Annotated in this window: 9 protein-coding genes; 6 read left to right on the forward strand and 3 right to left on the reverse strand. The window is 74.3% G+C overall.

Features of this window, described 5'->3' with window-relative positions; translation table 11 throughout:
• Nucleotides 1-20 precede the first annotated feature (20 nt).
• Entirely contained in the window at nucleotides 21-3,803 is a 3,783-nt protein-coding gene (scy, locus tag ACIQM0_RS06525) for a polarized growth protein Scy (protein ID WP_401284027.1), read from the reverse strand.
• Between the two features lie 286 nt (nucleotides 3,804-4,089).
• Complete coding sequence (gene mce, locus ACIQM0_RS06530) at nucleotides 4,090-4,518, reverse strand: methylmalonyl-CoA epimerase (protein ID WP_362963190.1); 429 nt, start codon at nucleotides 4,516-4,518, stop codon at nucleotides 4,090-4,092.
• Nucleotides 4,519-4,652: 134 nt separating this feature from the next.
• On the opposite strand from mce, the gene ACIQM0_RS06535 reads away from it, so the two are divergent.
• The 4 genes from ACIQM0_RS06535 to ACIQM0_RS06550 all read left to right on the forward strand — a co-directional run bounded on the left by ACIQM0_RS06535 (nucleotide 4,653) and on the right by ACIQM0_RS06550 (nucleotide 11,757).
• Nucleotides 4,653-5,855, forward strand: coding sequence for an acetyl-CoA C-acetyltransferase (locus tag ACIQM0_RS06535; protein WP_401284029.1), 1,203 nt, complete (start codon nucleotides 4,653-4,655; stop codon nucleotides 5,853-5,855).
• A gap of 45 nt (nucleotides 5,856-5,900) precedes the next feature.
• Nucleotides 5,901-6,860, forward strand: coding sequence for a methylmalonyl Co-A mutase-associated GTPase MeaB (gene meaB, locus ACIQM0_RS06540; protein WP_401284031.1), 960 nt, complete (start codon nucleotides 5,901-5,903; stop codon nucleotides 6,858-6,860).
• Nucleotides 6,861-7,084: 224 nt separating this feature from the next.
• A complete protein-coding gene (locus ACIQM0_RS06545; RefSeq protein WP_401284033.1) occupies nucleotides 7,085-9,541 on the forward strand; it encodes a PQQ-binding-like beta-propeller repeat protein in 2,457 nt (818 codons plus the stop codon).
• The gene (locus ACIQM0_RS06550; protein ID WP_401284035.1) at nucleotides 9,538-11,757 is read left to right on the forward strand and encodes a protein kinase; all 2,220 of its coding nucleotides are present in this window, start codon (nucleotides 9,538-9,540) and stop codon (nucleotides 11,755-11,757) included. Before ACIQM0_RS06545 ends, ACIQM0_RS06550 begins: the two co-directional genes overlap by 4 nt.
• Before the next feature lie 41 nt (nucleotides 11,758-11,798).
• Here ACIQM0_RS06550 and ACIQM0_RS06555 read toward each other — a convergent pair whose 3' ends face one another.
• Nucleotides 11,799-12,404 carry a PepSY domain-containing protein gene (locus ACIQM0_RS06555; protein WP_401284037.1) on the reverse strand — a complete coding sequence of 202 codons (606 nt, stop codon included), beginning with the start codon at nucleotides 12,402-12,404 and terminating at the stop codon, nucleotides 11,799-11,801.
• Between the two features lie 119 nt (nucleotides 12,405-12,523).
• Here ACIQM0_RS06555 and ACIQM0_RS06560 point away from each other — a divergent pair, with 119 nt between their 5' ends.
• Together ACIQM0_RS06560 and ACIQM0_RS06565 are read left to right on the forward strand one after the other, a co-directional pair.
• The gene (locus ACIQM0_RS06560; RefSeq protein ID WP_385039713.1) at nucleotides 12,524-13,183 is read left to right on the forward strand and encodes a response regulator transcription factor; all 660 of its coding nucleotides are present in this window, start codon (nucleotides 12,524-12,526) and stop codon (nucleotides 13,181-13,183) included.
• Entirely contained in the window at nucleotides 13,180-14,631 is a 1,452-nt protein-coding gene (locus tag ACIQM0_RS06565) for a sensor histidine kinase (protein ID WP_401284039.1), read from the forward strand. The genes ACIQM0_RS06560 and ACIQM0_RS06565 overlap by 4 nt, the downstream gene beginning before the upstream one ends.
• Nucleotides 14,632-14,639 lie beyond the last annotated feature (8 nt).

A 14,639-nucleotide genomic window follows, 5' to 3' on the forward strand; every position in this document is an offset into this window, starting at 1 on the left:
GGGAGCCCACCGGACGGGACCTACCCATCGGACGGCTTGCCACTCGAACGCGTACCCGCTGTGGCCCCGGCCTTGACGCTGTCGGCGCCCTTACCGCCCGCCGCGGGGGTCTCGAAGGACTCCAACGCCTCCAGTACGTCCTGGACACGGGAGATCTCCGTGTTGATGTCCGCACGCCGGCGCACCAGGACGTCGAGTTCCCGCCGGCCCTCGTCCACCGTCCGCTTGGCCTCCGACTCGGCGTCGGAGCGCAGCTTCTCGGCCTCGCGCACCAGGCTGGCCTTCTTCTGCTCGGCCTCCGTCAGCAGCGACTCGGCCCGCTTCACGGCGGCGATCCGGACCTTGCTCGCCTCCGAATTGGCGTCGGACAGAAGCTCCTTGGCCTTCGCCGCGGCTTCGTCGCGCTGCTCGGTCGCCGCCCTCATCAGGTTGTCGACGCGCTCGCCGGCCGTCTTCATCTGCTCGGAGGTCTCCCGCCGGGCACGGTCGTGCATCTCCTCGATCTCGGCCTCCAGCCGGGTCCTGAGCTCCTCGGCCCGCTCCCGGATGGCGGTGGCGTCCCGGCGCGCGCCGACCAGCAGCTCGTCCGCGTCCGTCCGGGCCCGCTCCACCAGGGAGTTGCCCTCGACCGTCGCGTCGGAGGTGATCCGGACGGCCTCGTTCCGGGCCGCCCCGACCATCGTGTCGGCCTGCTCCTCGGCCTCGGTGGCGGCGCGCAGCGCCTCCTCCTGGGCCTTGTTGATCAGCTGGTCGGCCTGCTCCGCGGCGTCGGCCCGGCGCTTCGAGGCCGATTCGCGCGCCTCGTCGAGCAGCCGGTCCGCCTCCTGGCGGGCCTCTGCACGCATCTGTTCGGCCGCGGCCTCCGCGTCGGCGCGCAGCCGCTCCGACTCCTCGCGGGTCCGGGCCGCGTGTTCCTGCGCGGAACCGACGGTCGCCGCCGCCTCCGCCCGCAGCCGCTCCGACTCGCCCGCCGCCTCGTCACCGATCCGCGCCGCCTGCTGCGCGGCCTCCGCCACGAGCCGTTCGCTCTCGGTGGTCGCCTCGGACATCAGACGGTCGGCCTGGACCGCCGCCTCCGACCGCATCCGGTTGGCGTCCTCGCGGGCCTCGGCACGGCTGCGCGAGGCATCCTGCTCGGCGGAGGCCAGCGCGTCGGACGCGTCGGTACGCATCCGCTGGCTGTACTCCGCGGTGTCGGCCCGCAGCTTCTCCGACTCCGTGATCGCGTCGGAGACCGTCCGCTCGGCCATCGCCTTCGCGGCCTCGGTCTCCTCCTTCGCGACGGAGCGGATCCGGGCCGCGTCCTCGCCCGCCCGCTCCCGCTCGGCGTAGGCGTCGGCGCGGACCCGGTCCGCCTCCTCCTGCGCCTCGGACCTCGTCCGCTCCGCGACATGCTCGGCGGTGGAGCGCAGCCCGGCGATCTCCGCCTCTGCCTGCTCCTGGAGCCCGCTGACCGCGTCCCGTACCTGCTGGGCCTTCTGCTCGGCCGCGGAGACCATCTCGGTCGCCCGGCCGTCCGCCTCCTCGACCAGACGCTGGGCCTCGGCCTGCGCCTCCTCGACCCGCTTGCGGGCGGAGGCGAGGAGCTCCTCGCTCTGCTCGCGGGCCCGCTCGCGCTCCTGGTTCGCCTCGGCACGTGCCCCGTCGAGGGTCTCCTGCGCCTCGCGGCGGCGCCGGTTCGCCTCCTCCTGTGCGGCGGCCAGCGCCTCCGCGGCCTCCGTGCCCACCCGCTCGGCGGCGGCCGCGGCCTCGGACCGCACCCGGTCGGCGCTCTCCTGAGCCTCTGTCTTCAGCCGCTCCGCCTCCGCGGCCGCCTCACCGCGCAGCCGTACGGCGACGCTCTCGCCCTCCGCACGGGACTGCGCGGCATCGGCGGCGGCCTCGTCGCGCAGCCGCTGGGTCTCGGCCTCTGCCTGCTCCTGGAGGGTGCGCAGCCGCTCTGCGGCCTCGGCGCGCAGCCGCTCGGACTCCTCGTTCGTCTCGCGCCGCACGCGCTCCGCGTCGGTGCGCGCCTCGCCGAGCGTCTGCTCGGCCGTGGCGACTTTGTTCTCGGCCTCGGTGTGCAGCCGGGCCAGCTCGTCGGCCGCCTCGGCCTGCCTCGCCGCTACCGCGCGCTCGGTCTCCTCGCGCAGCTCCGCCGCCGCCCGCTCGGCCGCGGACGTCGTCGACTCCGCCTGCTCCTCGGACTCGGTGCGCAGCGTCTCGGCCTCGGCACGGGCCCGCTCCAGGGCCTCCTCGGCCTGCTTGCGCAGCGTGCCGGCCCGCTCGGTGGCCTCGGTGCGGACCCGTTCGCTCTCGGTGCCCGCGGCGCCGCGCAGCTCCTCCGCGTCGGCCTTCGCCTTGGACAGCAGCTCCTCGGCGGTCCGCGCGCCCTCCTCGATCTGCTGGACGGCCTCCCGGCGGGCCTCGCCGCGGATCCGCTCGCCCTCGGCGACCGCCTCGGAGCGCAGCTGCTCGGCCTCGCCGCGCAGCCTGCGCGCCTCTTCCTGGAGCTCGACCGTCTTGGCCCGGTACTCCTTGGTGTCGTCCTTGGCCGCGCCCTTGAGCTGGTCGGCCTGCTCGGCGGCCTCGCCGCGCAGCCGGTCCGCCTCGGCCTCGGCCTCGCGGCGGATCCGGTCCGCCTCCTCGCCCGCCGCCCGGGTGGTCGACTTCGCGTCGTCCGACGCCTTGGTCAGCACCTCCTCGGCGGCACGGGCCGCCTTGGCGAGCTGGGCCGCGGCGTCCTCCGCGGCGGCGGTGCGCGCGGCGTCGGCCGCCTCGGAGCGGAGCCGGTCCGCCTCCGCGCGGGCGTCGGCGAGCGACTGCTCGGCCTCCGCCTTCAGCGATTCGGCGTCCTTGGTGGCCTCGCCGACCAGCCGGGCGATCTCCGACTTGGCGGTACGGGTGCGCTGCTCGTTCTGCGACTCGGCGGCGGCCAGCCGCTTGACCGCGGCCTCCTTCGCCTCGGACAGGACCTTCTCGGCCTCCACCCGGGCCTCGCGCAGCTGCGTCCCGGCCTCCTGCATGCGCTGCTCGGCGGTCCGGTTCAGCTCGGCGGTCTGCTGCCTGGTCTGCTCGGTCTCCGCCGTCGTCGAGGTACGCAGCTGCTCGGCGTGGGCGCTGGCCTCCTGCGCCTGGCTGGAGGCGGCGTTCAGCATCCGCTCGGCGTCCTTGCGGGCCCGCAGCAGGATCGACTCGGCCTCGGACCGGGCGGACTCCGCCTCGGAACCGAGCCGCTGGCGCGTCTCGTCCGCCAGCCGGCCGGCCTCGGCGCGGGCGGCGGTCAGCGCCTGCTCGGCCTCGGCCCGCGACTCCTCCAGCAGCCGGCGGGCCTGGGACTCGGTCCTGGCCCGCAGCTGCTCGGCCCACGCGACGTTCTCGTTGACATGGGACTCGACGGTCTGGCGGCGCTCCGCCAGCTCCTGGTCGAGCCGCTGGCGCCGCTGCACGGCCTCGTTGTGCAGCTCGGCCTGGAGCCGGGCCTGGTGCTCCGCGTGCTCCTGGAGGATCCGCTGCGTCTGCGCACGGGCGTCGCGCAGCTCGCGCTCGGCGTCGTTGCGCAGCTGTTCGGCCTGGACCTGGGCGTTACGGAGCAGCTGCTCCGCCTGGTAGCCGATGTCCGCGCTGTCGTACGCGGGACGGGTCGCCAGACTGCGGCGGGCCTCGTGCAGCTTGGCGCGCAAGACCTCGACCTGGTAACCGAGGTCCTCGGCGTGCTGGACGGCCTTCTCCCGGTCGGTCTTCAGCCGGTCCATCTCGGCCTCGAACCGAGAGAGATGGTCGTCTTCAGCTCGGTGGCTCTCCTGGCGTTCGTAGCCCCGCACTGCGCGGTCCCATCCTTCCCCGAACTCTCAACTTGTTCCCCAAGCTCTCAACTTCGTTCGAGCAGGGGATGCCCCACTGAGCAGGGGAGACCCCAACCCTGATCGCAATTCCAAACGAGCACCGTCCGCCGGCGAACGGTCCCCCCGGGGAATGGTGACAGATCAACGGCTGAGGGCGTGGCGCGCCCCGACCCGGCCCCGGCCCGGAACAGCCCACTCTACCGGGCCGGGTATCCCTGAGAAGCTGTTGTCCCGCTCCGGCTGGATCCGTGCAGCGGCTTCCCCGTCAGTGCTCCGTCCGGGACGTGACCAGTTCGGTGAGGACGCCGTGGCAGTCCTTGGGGTGCAGGAAGGTGATCCGGGACCCCATCGAACCCGTCCTGGGCTCCTCGTACAGCACCCTGACCCCCTTCTCCCGGATGTCCGCGGCGTCCGCGTCCACGTCGGCCGTCCCGAAGGCGATGTGGTGCACGCCCTCGCCGTTCTTGGCCAGCCACTTGCCGACGGCGGAGTCCTCGCGGGTCGGTTCCAGCAGCTGGAGGTAGGAGGCGCCGCCGTCCGACGTCTCGTTGATCTTGAGCATGGCCTCGCGTACGCCCTGCTCCTCGTTGATCTCGGAGTGGAAGACCTCGAACCCGTAGGTCGAGCGGTAGAACTCGACGGTGGCGTCGAGGTCGAAACAGGCGATCCCGATGTGGTCGATTCGCGTCAGCATGGGAACAGTGCAGCGCTCCGCGGTTGGTTACGCAACGTGCGCGCGATCACACCCGCTGCCGGATGACGGGCCGGGTACCGCTCAGTACATTCAGGTAAACCCTCGTTCACTTCTAATCCAAGGGGCTGTGCCTCATGTCAGGAACGACCGGTACGACTTCTGTGATCGTCGCGGGCGCCCGTACGCCCATGGGCCGTCTCCTCGGCTCGCTGAAGAGCTTCTCCGGGGCCGACCTCGGAGGCTTCGCCATCAAGGCGGCGCTGGAGCGGGCCGGCATCGGCGGCGACCAGGTCGAGTACGTGATCATGGGCCAGGTGCTGCAGGCCGGGGCGGGGCAGATCCCGGCACGGCAGGCCGCGGTCAAGGCGGGCATCCCGTTGAGCGTCCCGGCGCTCACCGTCAACAAGGTGTGCCTCTCCGGACTCGACGCCATCGCGCTGGCCGACCAGCTGATCCGTGCCGGTGAGTTCGAGATCGTCGTGGCCGGCGGCCAGGAGTCCATGACGAACGCCCCGCACCTGCTCCCGAAGTCCCGCGAGGGCCACAAGTACGGCGCGATCGAGATGCTCGACTCCATGGCGTACGACGGCCTGACCGACGCCTACGAGAACATCCCGATGGGTGAGTCCACCGAGAAGCACAACACCCGCCTCGGCCTGGACCGCGCCGCCCAGGACGAGATCGGCGCCCAGTCCCACCAGCGGGCCGCCGCCGCCCAGAAGAACGGGCTCTTCGAGGCCGAGATCACCCCGGTCGAGATCCCGCAGCGCAAGGGCGACCCGGTCCTCTTCGCCAAGGACGAGGGCATCCGCCCCGAGACGACCGCCGAGTCGCTCGGCAGGCTGCGCCCCGCCTTCGCCAAGGACGGCACGATCACCGCGGGCACCTCCTCGCAGATCTCCGACGGTGCCGCCGCGGTCGTCGTCATGAGCAAGGCCAGGGCCGAGGCGCTGGGCCTGGACTGGATCGCCGAGATCGGCGCCCACGGCAATGTGGCGGGCCCGGACAACTCGCTCCAGTCCCAGCCGTCCCACGCGATCCGCCACGCCCTCAAGAAGGAGGGCATCGGAGTCGAGGACCTCGACCTCATCGAGATCAACGAGGCGTTCGCGGCCGTCGCCGTCCAGTCCATGAAGGACCTCGGCGTGACCTCCGAGAAGGTCAACGTCAACGGCGGTGCCATCGCGCTGGGCCACCCGATCGGGATGTCCGGCGCCCGGGTGGTGCTCCACCTGGCGCTGGAGCTGAAGCGGCGCGGCGGCGGCACCGGAGCGGCGGCGCTGTGCGGCGGCGGCGGTCAGGGCGATGCGCTGATCCTCCGCGTTCCGGGCAAGTAGCACGTAGTACGCAGAACACGCAGCGAGCGAGGAGACGGAGCGGTGATGGTGGACGTCCCCACCCTGGTCGAGCAGGCCCGCGAGGGCAGGCCGCGGGCCGTGGCCCGGCTCATCTCCCTGGTGGAGGGGGCGTCGCCGCACCTGCGCGAGGTGATGGCGGCCCTGGCGCCGCTGGCCGGCAACGCCTGTGTCGTCGGTCTGACCGGGTCACCCGGCGTCGGCAAGTCGACATCGACGTCGGCGCTCGTCTCCGCGTACCGGCGGCAGGGCAAGCGGGTCGCCGTGCTCGCCGTCGACCCGTCGTCGCCCTTCTCCGGCGGCGCGCTCCTCGGGGACCGGGTGCGGATGTCGGACCACGCGTCCGACCCGGGCGTCTACATCCGCTCCATGGCCACCCGCGGACATCTGGGCGGCCTCGCCTGGGCGGCCCCGCAGGCGATCCGGGTGCTGGACGCGGCGGGCTGCGACGTGATCCTGGTGGAGACCGTGGGCGTCGGCCAGTCGGAGGTGGAGATCGCCTCCCAGGCCGACACCTCCGTCGTCCTCCTCGCCCCCGGCATGGGCGACGGCATCCAGGCGGCCAAGGCCGGAATCCTGGAGATCGGTGACGTGTACGTGGTCAACAAGGCCGACCGGGACGGTGCGGACGCCACCGCCCGCGAGCTCAACCACATGCTGGGCCTCGGGGCGTCCCGCGGCCCCGGCGACTGGCGGCCGCCGATCGTGAAGACGGTCGCGGCCCGGGGCGAGGGCATCGACGAGGTCGTCGAGGCGCTGGAGAAGCACCGGGCGTGGATGGAGGAGCACGGGGTGCTCGCCGAGCGGCGCGCGTCCCGCGCCGCCCACGAGGTCGAGACGATCGCGGTCACCCGGCTCCGTGAACGCATCGGCGACCTGCACGGCGACCGCCGCCTCGGCGCTCTCGCGGAGCGCATCGTGGCGGGCCGGCTCGACCCGTACACGGCGGCCGACGAACTGGTGGCGGGGCTGACCGGGGAGGACTGAGCCACCGGGCGGCTCCTCCCCGTTCCCGGCGCGGCGTGCGGGCCGCGCCGGGAACGGGCCACGGCCGGGCGCCCGGCGCGGCGCACTCCGGCCCCATGGCTGATAACACGTCAGCCGCGGTGCCGGAGTGCGCCGTTCACGTCTTCCCGCCCTGCCGCACCCGCCCCGGCCGTGACACGATTGCCGCCGGTCACGTGTCATGCGTGCCAAGGGGGGAGCGGCACATGCTGAGTCCGTTGCGTGAGGACTCGCCCGGACGGATCGGCCCGTACGCGATACGGGCCCGGCTCGGGGCGGGCGGCATGGGGGAGGTGTTCCTCGGCGACCGGGGCGACGGCTCTGGCCCGGCCGCCGTCAAGACCGTCCGCCGCGACGTGGCGCGGGACCCCGGTTTCCGCAGCCGCTTCCGCCGCGAGATCGCCGTCGCCCGGTCCGTCGGCGGGCCCCGCCTCGCGCCACTGCTCGACGGGGACGCCGACGCCGAAGTGCCCTGGCTCGCCACCGAGTACGTCGCCGGACCCACGCTGTCCGCCGCCGTCCGGGGCGCGGGAGCGATGGGCGAGGCCGAGGTGCGGATGCTGGGCGCCGGACTCGCCGGCGCCCTGGCGGCCGTCCACGCGGCGGGCATCGTCCACCGCGACGTGAAGCCCGGCAACGTGATGCTCGCCGCCGACGGTCCCCGCCTCATCGACTTCGGGATCGCCCGGGACACCGGCGCCACCCCGCTCACCACGACCAGCCGGATGGTCGGCAGCCCCGCCTTCATGTCGCCGGAACACGTGGCGGGCAGCGGACGCGTCGTCCCGGCCTCCGACATCTTCTGCCTCGCCTCTGTGCTCTGCTTCGCCGCCGTCGGCCGCGACCCGTTCGGGGACGGGCCCGTCGCCGCGGTCCTCTACCGGGTCAAGTACGTCGAGGCCGACCTGGACGAGGTCCCCGAGGGGCTGCGCGCGGTCCTGGAGGACTGCCTGACCGCCGACCCCGCCGCCCGCCCCACAGCCGCCGAACTGGCCGAACGGCTCACGCCCGGCGCCGCCGCGGAGTGGCCCGCCCCGGTGGGCGGGCAGATCGCGGAGTACGGACGGGAGCTGGCCCGGGTCGTCGCGCTGGACGGGCCGCTGCTGCCGGGATACACCCCCACAGAGGCGGCCACGGGCAGCCGGGCGGCGCCCCACCAACTGCCGACGCGGGGAACGGATTTCGCGCCGGGCCTGCACATGGTGCCGACGCAGGGGCCGGGAACGGACGGGCCCGCGCGCTCCCGGCGGCGCCGGAACCTCGCGGCGGCCCTCGTCGCGCTCGTCCTGCTCGGAGCCGCGACCGGCGGCCTGCTGGCGCTGCGCGGCGGCGACGAGGGCGGCGACGCCGATCCGGGGAACCCGGCGACGGTGCTCGCCGGTATCGACGCCCAGGGCGGCCGGGAGGGCTCCGGCACCGTCCCCTACGGCCGTGACGTCCGGCCGGCCGGGTGGCACACCTGGCAGGCCAGGACGACCGGGCAGCCGTTCGGCTGCGCGGCGGGCCGTGACGTGCTGGTCTGCCGCACCACGGCCGGCTCGTACGAGGCGCTGTCGCCGTCCGACGGAAAGAAGCTGTGGGGCTACTCGGCCCGGCTGGACGCCGATGAGACCGGCGCCCGGATCAGCCCCACGGGGCAGGTCTTCATGCCGTCCGGATCGACCCGGCCCGCGGTCTACGGCGATCAGGTCCTGCTCGCCACCGGAGGCCGGCTCGTCTCGCTGGACTCCCGTACCGGCAAGCCCCGTTGGGAGTCCCGCGCGGGATCCTCCCACGGCTTCGAGAGCGCCCCGCTGGTCGCCGACGGAAGGGTGTTCGCGGCTGTCGGCCCCGGCCCGGAAGGCGCCAGGATCGCCGCGTTCGACCTCGCCACCGGCAAGGAGAAGTGGCGCAAACCGCTGGTGGGCGAGAACCTCGCGAAGGCCGACGCGTACGACTTCTGGCCGCTGGCCACCAGGGACGGGGTCCTCTACCTGCTCGGACAGGGCGGACTGCGCGCCCTGCGCACCGAGGACGGCACCGAACTCGGCCGCGCCAAGGACGGACAGACCTCCCGGTGCCACGACGCGCTGGTCCGTGCCCCGCACGTCTACTGCGCCGCGTACACGTACTCCGACGACGGCGAGCACATGGCCGTCCAGCGGCTCGGCATCCCCTCGCTCGAGTCCGCCGGTGAGATCCCGCTGCCCGACGAACTCACCGACGAGGCCACCCTCGCCGCCGTCGACGACCATGTGGCCGTCCTGGTCCGGGGCGCCCTCCCCTGGGAGGAGGACGACATCGACCCGGAGATCGTCCTCGCCCGGCGGGACGACGGCAAGCGCCTCGCCCGCTATCCGCTGGACCGTAGGTCGTTCAGCGGCCGCGTCAACGCCGCCTCGGCCCCGATGATCGTCGCGGACACCCTGGTGTGGGCGGACAGCACCAGCCTGTACAGCGTCGCCCTGCACGACGGGTCCGCACCCGGCCCGCTGCGCACAACCGCGCTCAAGGGCGCTCCGGGACCCGAACCGCGCAAGGACTACGACACGCTCCAGTGGGGCCTTGTCATGTCCGAGGAGGTGCTGCCGCCGGAGGTGCTTCCGGTCGGCGGAGCCGTGTACGTCATCCAGCACGGCGGCAGGGTGTTCTCCGTCCCGCTGCCCCGCCCGTCCGCGTCATGATCGAACGCCTGGCCCCCGGCACCCGGACACGGATCGGCCCCTACCGGATCCTCGGCCTCCTCGGCACGGGCGGCATGGGGGAGGTGTACCTCGCCCGGCCGGCCGGGGACCCCGCCGGGGGGCTCGTCGCGCTGAAGACCGTACGGCCCGAACTCGACCTGGACGACGGGTTCCGGGTCCGGTTCCGGCGGGAGACCGAGGCGGCGGCCGCCGTGCGCAGCCCCCGCACGGCCGCGTTCGTCGGGGGCGACACGACGGCCCGGACGCCCTGGCTCGCCACCGAGTTCGTCCCGGGCCCCTCGCTGGCCGAGGCGGTGTCCCGGGGCGGGCCGCTGCCCGAGCGGGTGGTGCGGGCCACGGGCGCCGGCCTGGCCCTCGCGCTCGCCGACATGCACGCCGTACGCGTGCTGCACCGCGACCTCAAGCCGGGCAACGTGCTCCTGGGCCCCGACGGGCCCAAGGTGATCGACTTCGGCATCGCCCAGACCTTCGACGCCACGCAGCTGACCCGTACCGGAGTCGTGGTCGGCAGCCCCGGATACATCTCGCCCGAGCACGTCGACGGCTCTGCGGCGCTGGTGCCCGCCTCCGACGTGTTCTGCCTGGGCGCGGTGCTGACGTTCGCGGCGGCGGGACACGGTCCGTTCGACGACTCCGACATGGCAGCGGTGATCTTCCGGATCTCCCGCGGGGAGGCCGAACTCTCCGGTGTGCCCGCGTCGTTGCGCGAGGTGATCGCCCGCTGCCTCGACACGCGCCCCGAGCGGCGCCCCGCTCCCCGGGAGCTGGCCGCCCTGCTGCTCCCGGAGCGGGTGCCGGTGCCGTTCCCCTGGACGCCGGGGGTACGGGACCAGCAGGCGGACTACGAGCGGGCGGCCGGGGAGTGCGCCGACGCGGCTCCGGCCGAGCAGGCCCCCGCGTTCGTCGTGCCACCGCTTCCGCCCCGCCCGCCGGCCGCCCTGCCCGGGGCCGGGCCGGACGCGCCGGCGGCCCGCCGCCGGACGTCTCGGGTGGTGCCGGCGGCCGTGGCGGTCACGGCCTGCCTGCTGCTGGGCTATGTGCTCTGGCCGGACCCCGGCCCCCGCGGCGGCCCGGAGGACGGCGCCCGGTCCACGGGTCCGGGCGCCGGTGCGTCCCGTGCCGCCGATGTGCGCGTGCTTCCCCGGGCCGACGGCGGCCGGACCGGGGACTTCGGCGAGGCCGCGACCGATCAGTCCGCCCGGCCCGCGGGCTGGAAGGCGTGGAAGGCCACGGTCGAGGGCGGCTCGGGCGGCTGCAGCTTCGCCGAATCGGCCCTGCTGTGCGGCGGATCGAAGGGAGTCACCGCGCTCGACGCGGCCGACGGCACACGGCGCTGGCGGACCCCGAAGGGGGCGCAGGGTGCCGGGGCGGCCGTGGTCGCCGGCTTCACCGAGGGCACCGTGTACGCGTTCGTCGGCCGGGCCCTGGTCGGCTACCGGATCACGGACGGCCAGGAGCGGTGGCGCGCGAAGCTGCCCGCCGGGCACACCGGCTCGGCCGCCGTCCAGGACGGCGACACCCTCTACTACGTCACCGGCGGCGGCACCCCGGCCACCGGCAGGCTGGCCGCCCGCCGGCTCACGGGCGACCGGCGCGAACTGTGGAACAAGCCCTACGACGGGACCCGGCCCGCCCTGGTCGCCGACGACGGGCGGCTGGTCGTGGTCGCCGGGGACACCCGGATCGTCGACGGGGCGACGGGCACCGTGAAGGAACGGCTCCCCGGGAACGACTTCCCGTGCCGGGACCCGGCGCTCAGGGGCCGCCTGCTGGTCTGCCGGGCGGCGGGCACGGGAGTCGCCGTCATGAAGGACGTGACCCGGCCCCGGGAACACCGGATCATCGCCCCGGAGATGGCGGTCCGTGACCCGGTGGCGCTGACCGACGACGGAACCGTGGTGGTCGCCGGCGACGACCGCCTCTACTCCTTCGACGCGGCCGACGGCCGGCCCGAGTGGCCGCAGGACCGGTTCGCCGACGGGGGCGGCGAACCGTCGGTGGCGGGGGACCAGATCCTCGCGGCCAAGGGCACGGGGGTGGGCGCGTACCGGCGGAAGGACGGGGAGCCGGCGAACATCACCGGTTACACCGGCGTCCCCTTCCCGCCCGGCGACCCGCCGCAGCTGCTGGCCGTCGGCGATGTCGTGTTCCTCTCCTTCGACGACGGCACGGTCGTCTCGGGTTACATCCCCTGAGAGCTGCCGGGGACCGCCGGGGAGGGACGGCGGCGACCGCCTCAGTCGTCGTCGCCGTCGTCCCCGTCGTCGTCCCCGTGGCCGTCGTCCGACCGGTCCACGGTGACCTTCGCCGTCGTCGCGTCCACGTCTCGCTCGTGCTTCCCGCCGTCCTCGCCCCGGATGTCGACCTCCCAGTGCACCGCCCGGCCGCCGCGGCCGTCGTGGTCCTCCAGCTCGACGGAGGTCACCGTGCCGGGCACGGAGCGGAGTGCGGCGCCGACCGCCTCGTCGAGCGTGACGGAGGTCTTCCGGGGCGCGTGCCGGTCGCCGTCGTCGTCGTTGTCGACGTGCCGGCCGAGCACCTTGCCGTTGCCCGGGTCCACCGTCACGTCGTGCCAGGACCTGTCGGAGCCGTACACATCCAGCTCCCAGACGAGCCGGCCGTCCTCGTCGTCGAGTTCGGCCTCGGTCACCGTGCCCGGGACGGCCCCGACGGCGGCCCTGGCCGCGTCGCCGACCGTGACACGGGCGGAGCCGTTGCTCGCCGTGCTGCTGCGGTCTGCCGGGCCGTGGCTCTCGCCGCCCGCGAGGGCGACGGCCGTGGCGGTCCCGCCTCCGACGATGACGGCTGCGGTGACGGCGGCGATGACGATCTTTCGCTTCATGAGGGGTCCTCCCCGATCGGATGGTCCGTTGCGACGAGGTCCACACTGCCGGGGGGATGCTGAACGCAGCCTGAAGCCACCTGAAGCCGTCTTCAGCTTCTGTTTGCGAGGCTGTGCACATGCGCCTGTTGATCGTGGAGGACGAGAAGCGGCTGGCGATCTCCCTGGCCCGGGGGCTCACCGCCGAGGGATTCGCCGTGGACGTCGTGCACGACGGGCTCGAAGGGCTGCACCGTGCCTCCGAGGGCGCGTACGACCTGGTCGTCCTCGACATCATGCTGCCGGGGATGAACGGCTACCGGGTCTGCGCCGCGCTGCGCGCCGCCGGCCACGAGGTGCCCATCCTGATGCTGACGGCGAAGGACGGGGAGTACGACGAGGCGGAGGGCCTCGACACCGGCGCCGACGACTATCTGACCAAGCCGTTCAGCTACGTGGTGCTGGTGGCCCGGGTCCGCGCGCTGCTGCGCCGGCGCGGTGGTTCCGCCTCCCCGGTGGTCACCGTCGGCTCCCTGCGGATGGACACCGCCGCCCGCCGGGTCCATCTCGGCGAGGACGAGGTCGCCCTCACCGCCAAGGAGTTCGCCGTGCTCGAACAGCTCGCGCTGCGCGCAGGGCAGGTGGTCAGCAAGGCGGAGATCCTGGAGCACGTCTGGGACTTCGCCTACGACGGCGACCCGAACATCGTCGAGGTGTACGTGAGCACGCTGCGCCGCAAGCTCGGCGCGGCCGCCATCCGTACGGTGCGCGGCGCCGGCTACCGGCTGGAGGCGCTGTGAGATCGGTACGGGCCAGGGCGGCGCTCGGTGCCACGGTGGTGGTCGCCCTCGCGGTCGTCGCCGCCGGGCTGGCCGTCCTGCTCGTCCTGCGCGCCAACCTCACCGACCAGGCGGGCCTGCAGGCCGAGGTGGCGGCCCGCGAGACCGCCGGGCAGCTGGCCCTCGACGTGCCGTACGACAAGCTGGAGACGGGCGACGGGGAGGACCATCCGGTTCAGGTGACCGACGAGGACGGGCGGGTGGTCGCCGTCTCCGAGGACCTGGAGGCGATCTCCGGCACCGGCACGGACCGGGTCACCCCGCAGCCCTCGCCCGCCGCCCCGGAGAAGGGCGACGACGACCGGGGCCGCGACGATGACGATGACGATGACGACGCCGCGAGCGCCGACCCCGGACGCGGCGAGGTCTCCACCGACGAACCGCACTTCAGCAACGGCACCGCCACCGTCGACGGCGACCGCGCCGCGTACCGGTTCGCCTCCGTGGAGGCGACGAACTCCGCCGGGCTGACCCTGACCGTCCACGCCGGTGCCCCGCTCGCCGCAGAGCAGCGGGCCGTCGCGAGCGTGCGCGGTGCGATGCTGGCCGGGCTGCCCGTCGTGCTGCTCGTCGTCGCCGGGGTGACCTGGCTGGTGACCCGGCGGGCGCTCCGCCCGGTCGAGGGCATCCGGCGCGAGATGGCGGCGATCACCGCGTCGGAGGATCTGAGCAGGCGGGTGCCGGAGCCCGCCTCACGCGACGAGATCGCCCGGCTGGCCCGCACCACCAACGAGACGCTCACCGCCCTGGAGGCCTCCGTCGACCGTCAGCGGCGGTTCGTCGCGGACGCCTCGCACGAACTGCGCTCCCCGATCGCCTCGCTCCGCACCCAGCTGGAGGTCGGCGCCGCGCACCCGGAGCTGCTGGACGTGGCGGGCGCGGTCGCGGACACCGTACGGCTCCAGGTGCTGGCCGCCGATCTGCTGCTGCTGGCCCGGCTGGACGCGGGGGAGCGGCCGGGGAACGCGCGGCTGGACCTCGGCGCACTGGTGCGGGAGGAGGTCTCGCAGCGCGTCGGCGACCGGATCCCGGTGACGGTGTCCGTGCCGGAGCCCGGCGGGCTGGAAGTGACCGGCTCACGCGGGCAGCTGGTCCGGGTGATCGGCAACCTGCTGGACAACGCCGAGCGGCACGCGGAGAGTTCGGTGGCCGTCGAGGTGCGCGCGGAACGCGGTGGGGTGGCCGTGGTGGTCACGGACGACGGGGCCGGGGTGCCGGAGGCGGAGCGCGAGCGGATCTTCGAGCGCTTCGTGCGGCTGGACGACGCCCGCGCCCGCGACGACGGCGGGGCCGGTCTGGGCCTCGCCATCGCCCGTGATGTGGCCGGGCGGCACGGGGGCCGGCTGACCGCGGCCGGTGCGGGGGAGCGCGGCGCCCGGTTCGAGCTATGGCTGCCGGGCTCCCGCTGAGCGCCGCC

The sequence above is a fragment of the Streptomyces sp. NPDC091387 genome, from assembly GCF_044756945.1.
In the GTDB taxonomy this organism is placed as follows: Bacteria; Actinomycetota; Actinomycetes; order Streptomycetales; family Streptomycetaceae; genus Streptomyces.

Bases quoted from the DNA above. Each gene is read 5' to 3' on its own strand.
- mce (WP_362963190.1), bottom strand. From the start codon at position 4,518: ATGCTGACGCGAATCGACCACATCGGGATCGCCTGTTTCGACCTCGAC.
- ACIQM0_RS06535 (WP_401284029.1), top strand. From the start codon at position 4,653: ATGTCAGGAACGACCGGTACGACTTCTGTGATCGTCGCGGGCGCCCGT.
- meaB (WP_401284031.1), top strand. From the start codon at position 5,901: ATGGTGGACGTCCCCACCCTGGTCGAGCAGGCCCGCGAGGGCAGGCCG.
- ACIQM0_RS06545 (WP_401284033.1), top strand. From the start codon at position 7,085: ATGCTGAGTCCGTTGCGTGAGGACTCGCCCGGACGGATCGGCCCGTAC.
- ACIQM0_RS06550 (WP_401284035.1), top strand. From the start codon at position 9,538: ATGATCGAACGCCTGGCCCCCGGCACCCGGACACGGATCGGCCCCTAC.
- ACIQM0_RS06555 (WP_401284037.1), bottom strand. From the start codon at position 12,404: ATGAAGCGAAAGATCGTCATCGCCGCCGTCACCGCAGCCGTCATCGTC.
- ACIQM0_RS06560 (WP_385039713.1), top strand. From the start codon at position 12,524: ATGCGCCTGTTGATCGTGGAGGACGAGAAGCGGCTGGCGATCTCCCTG.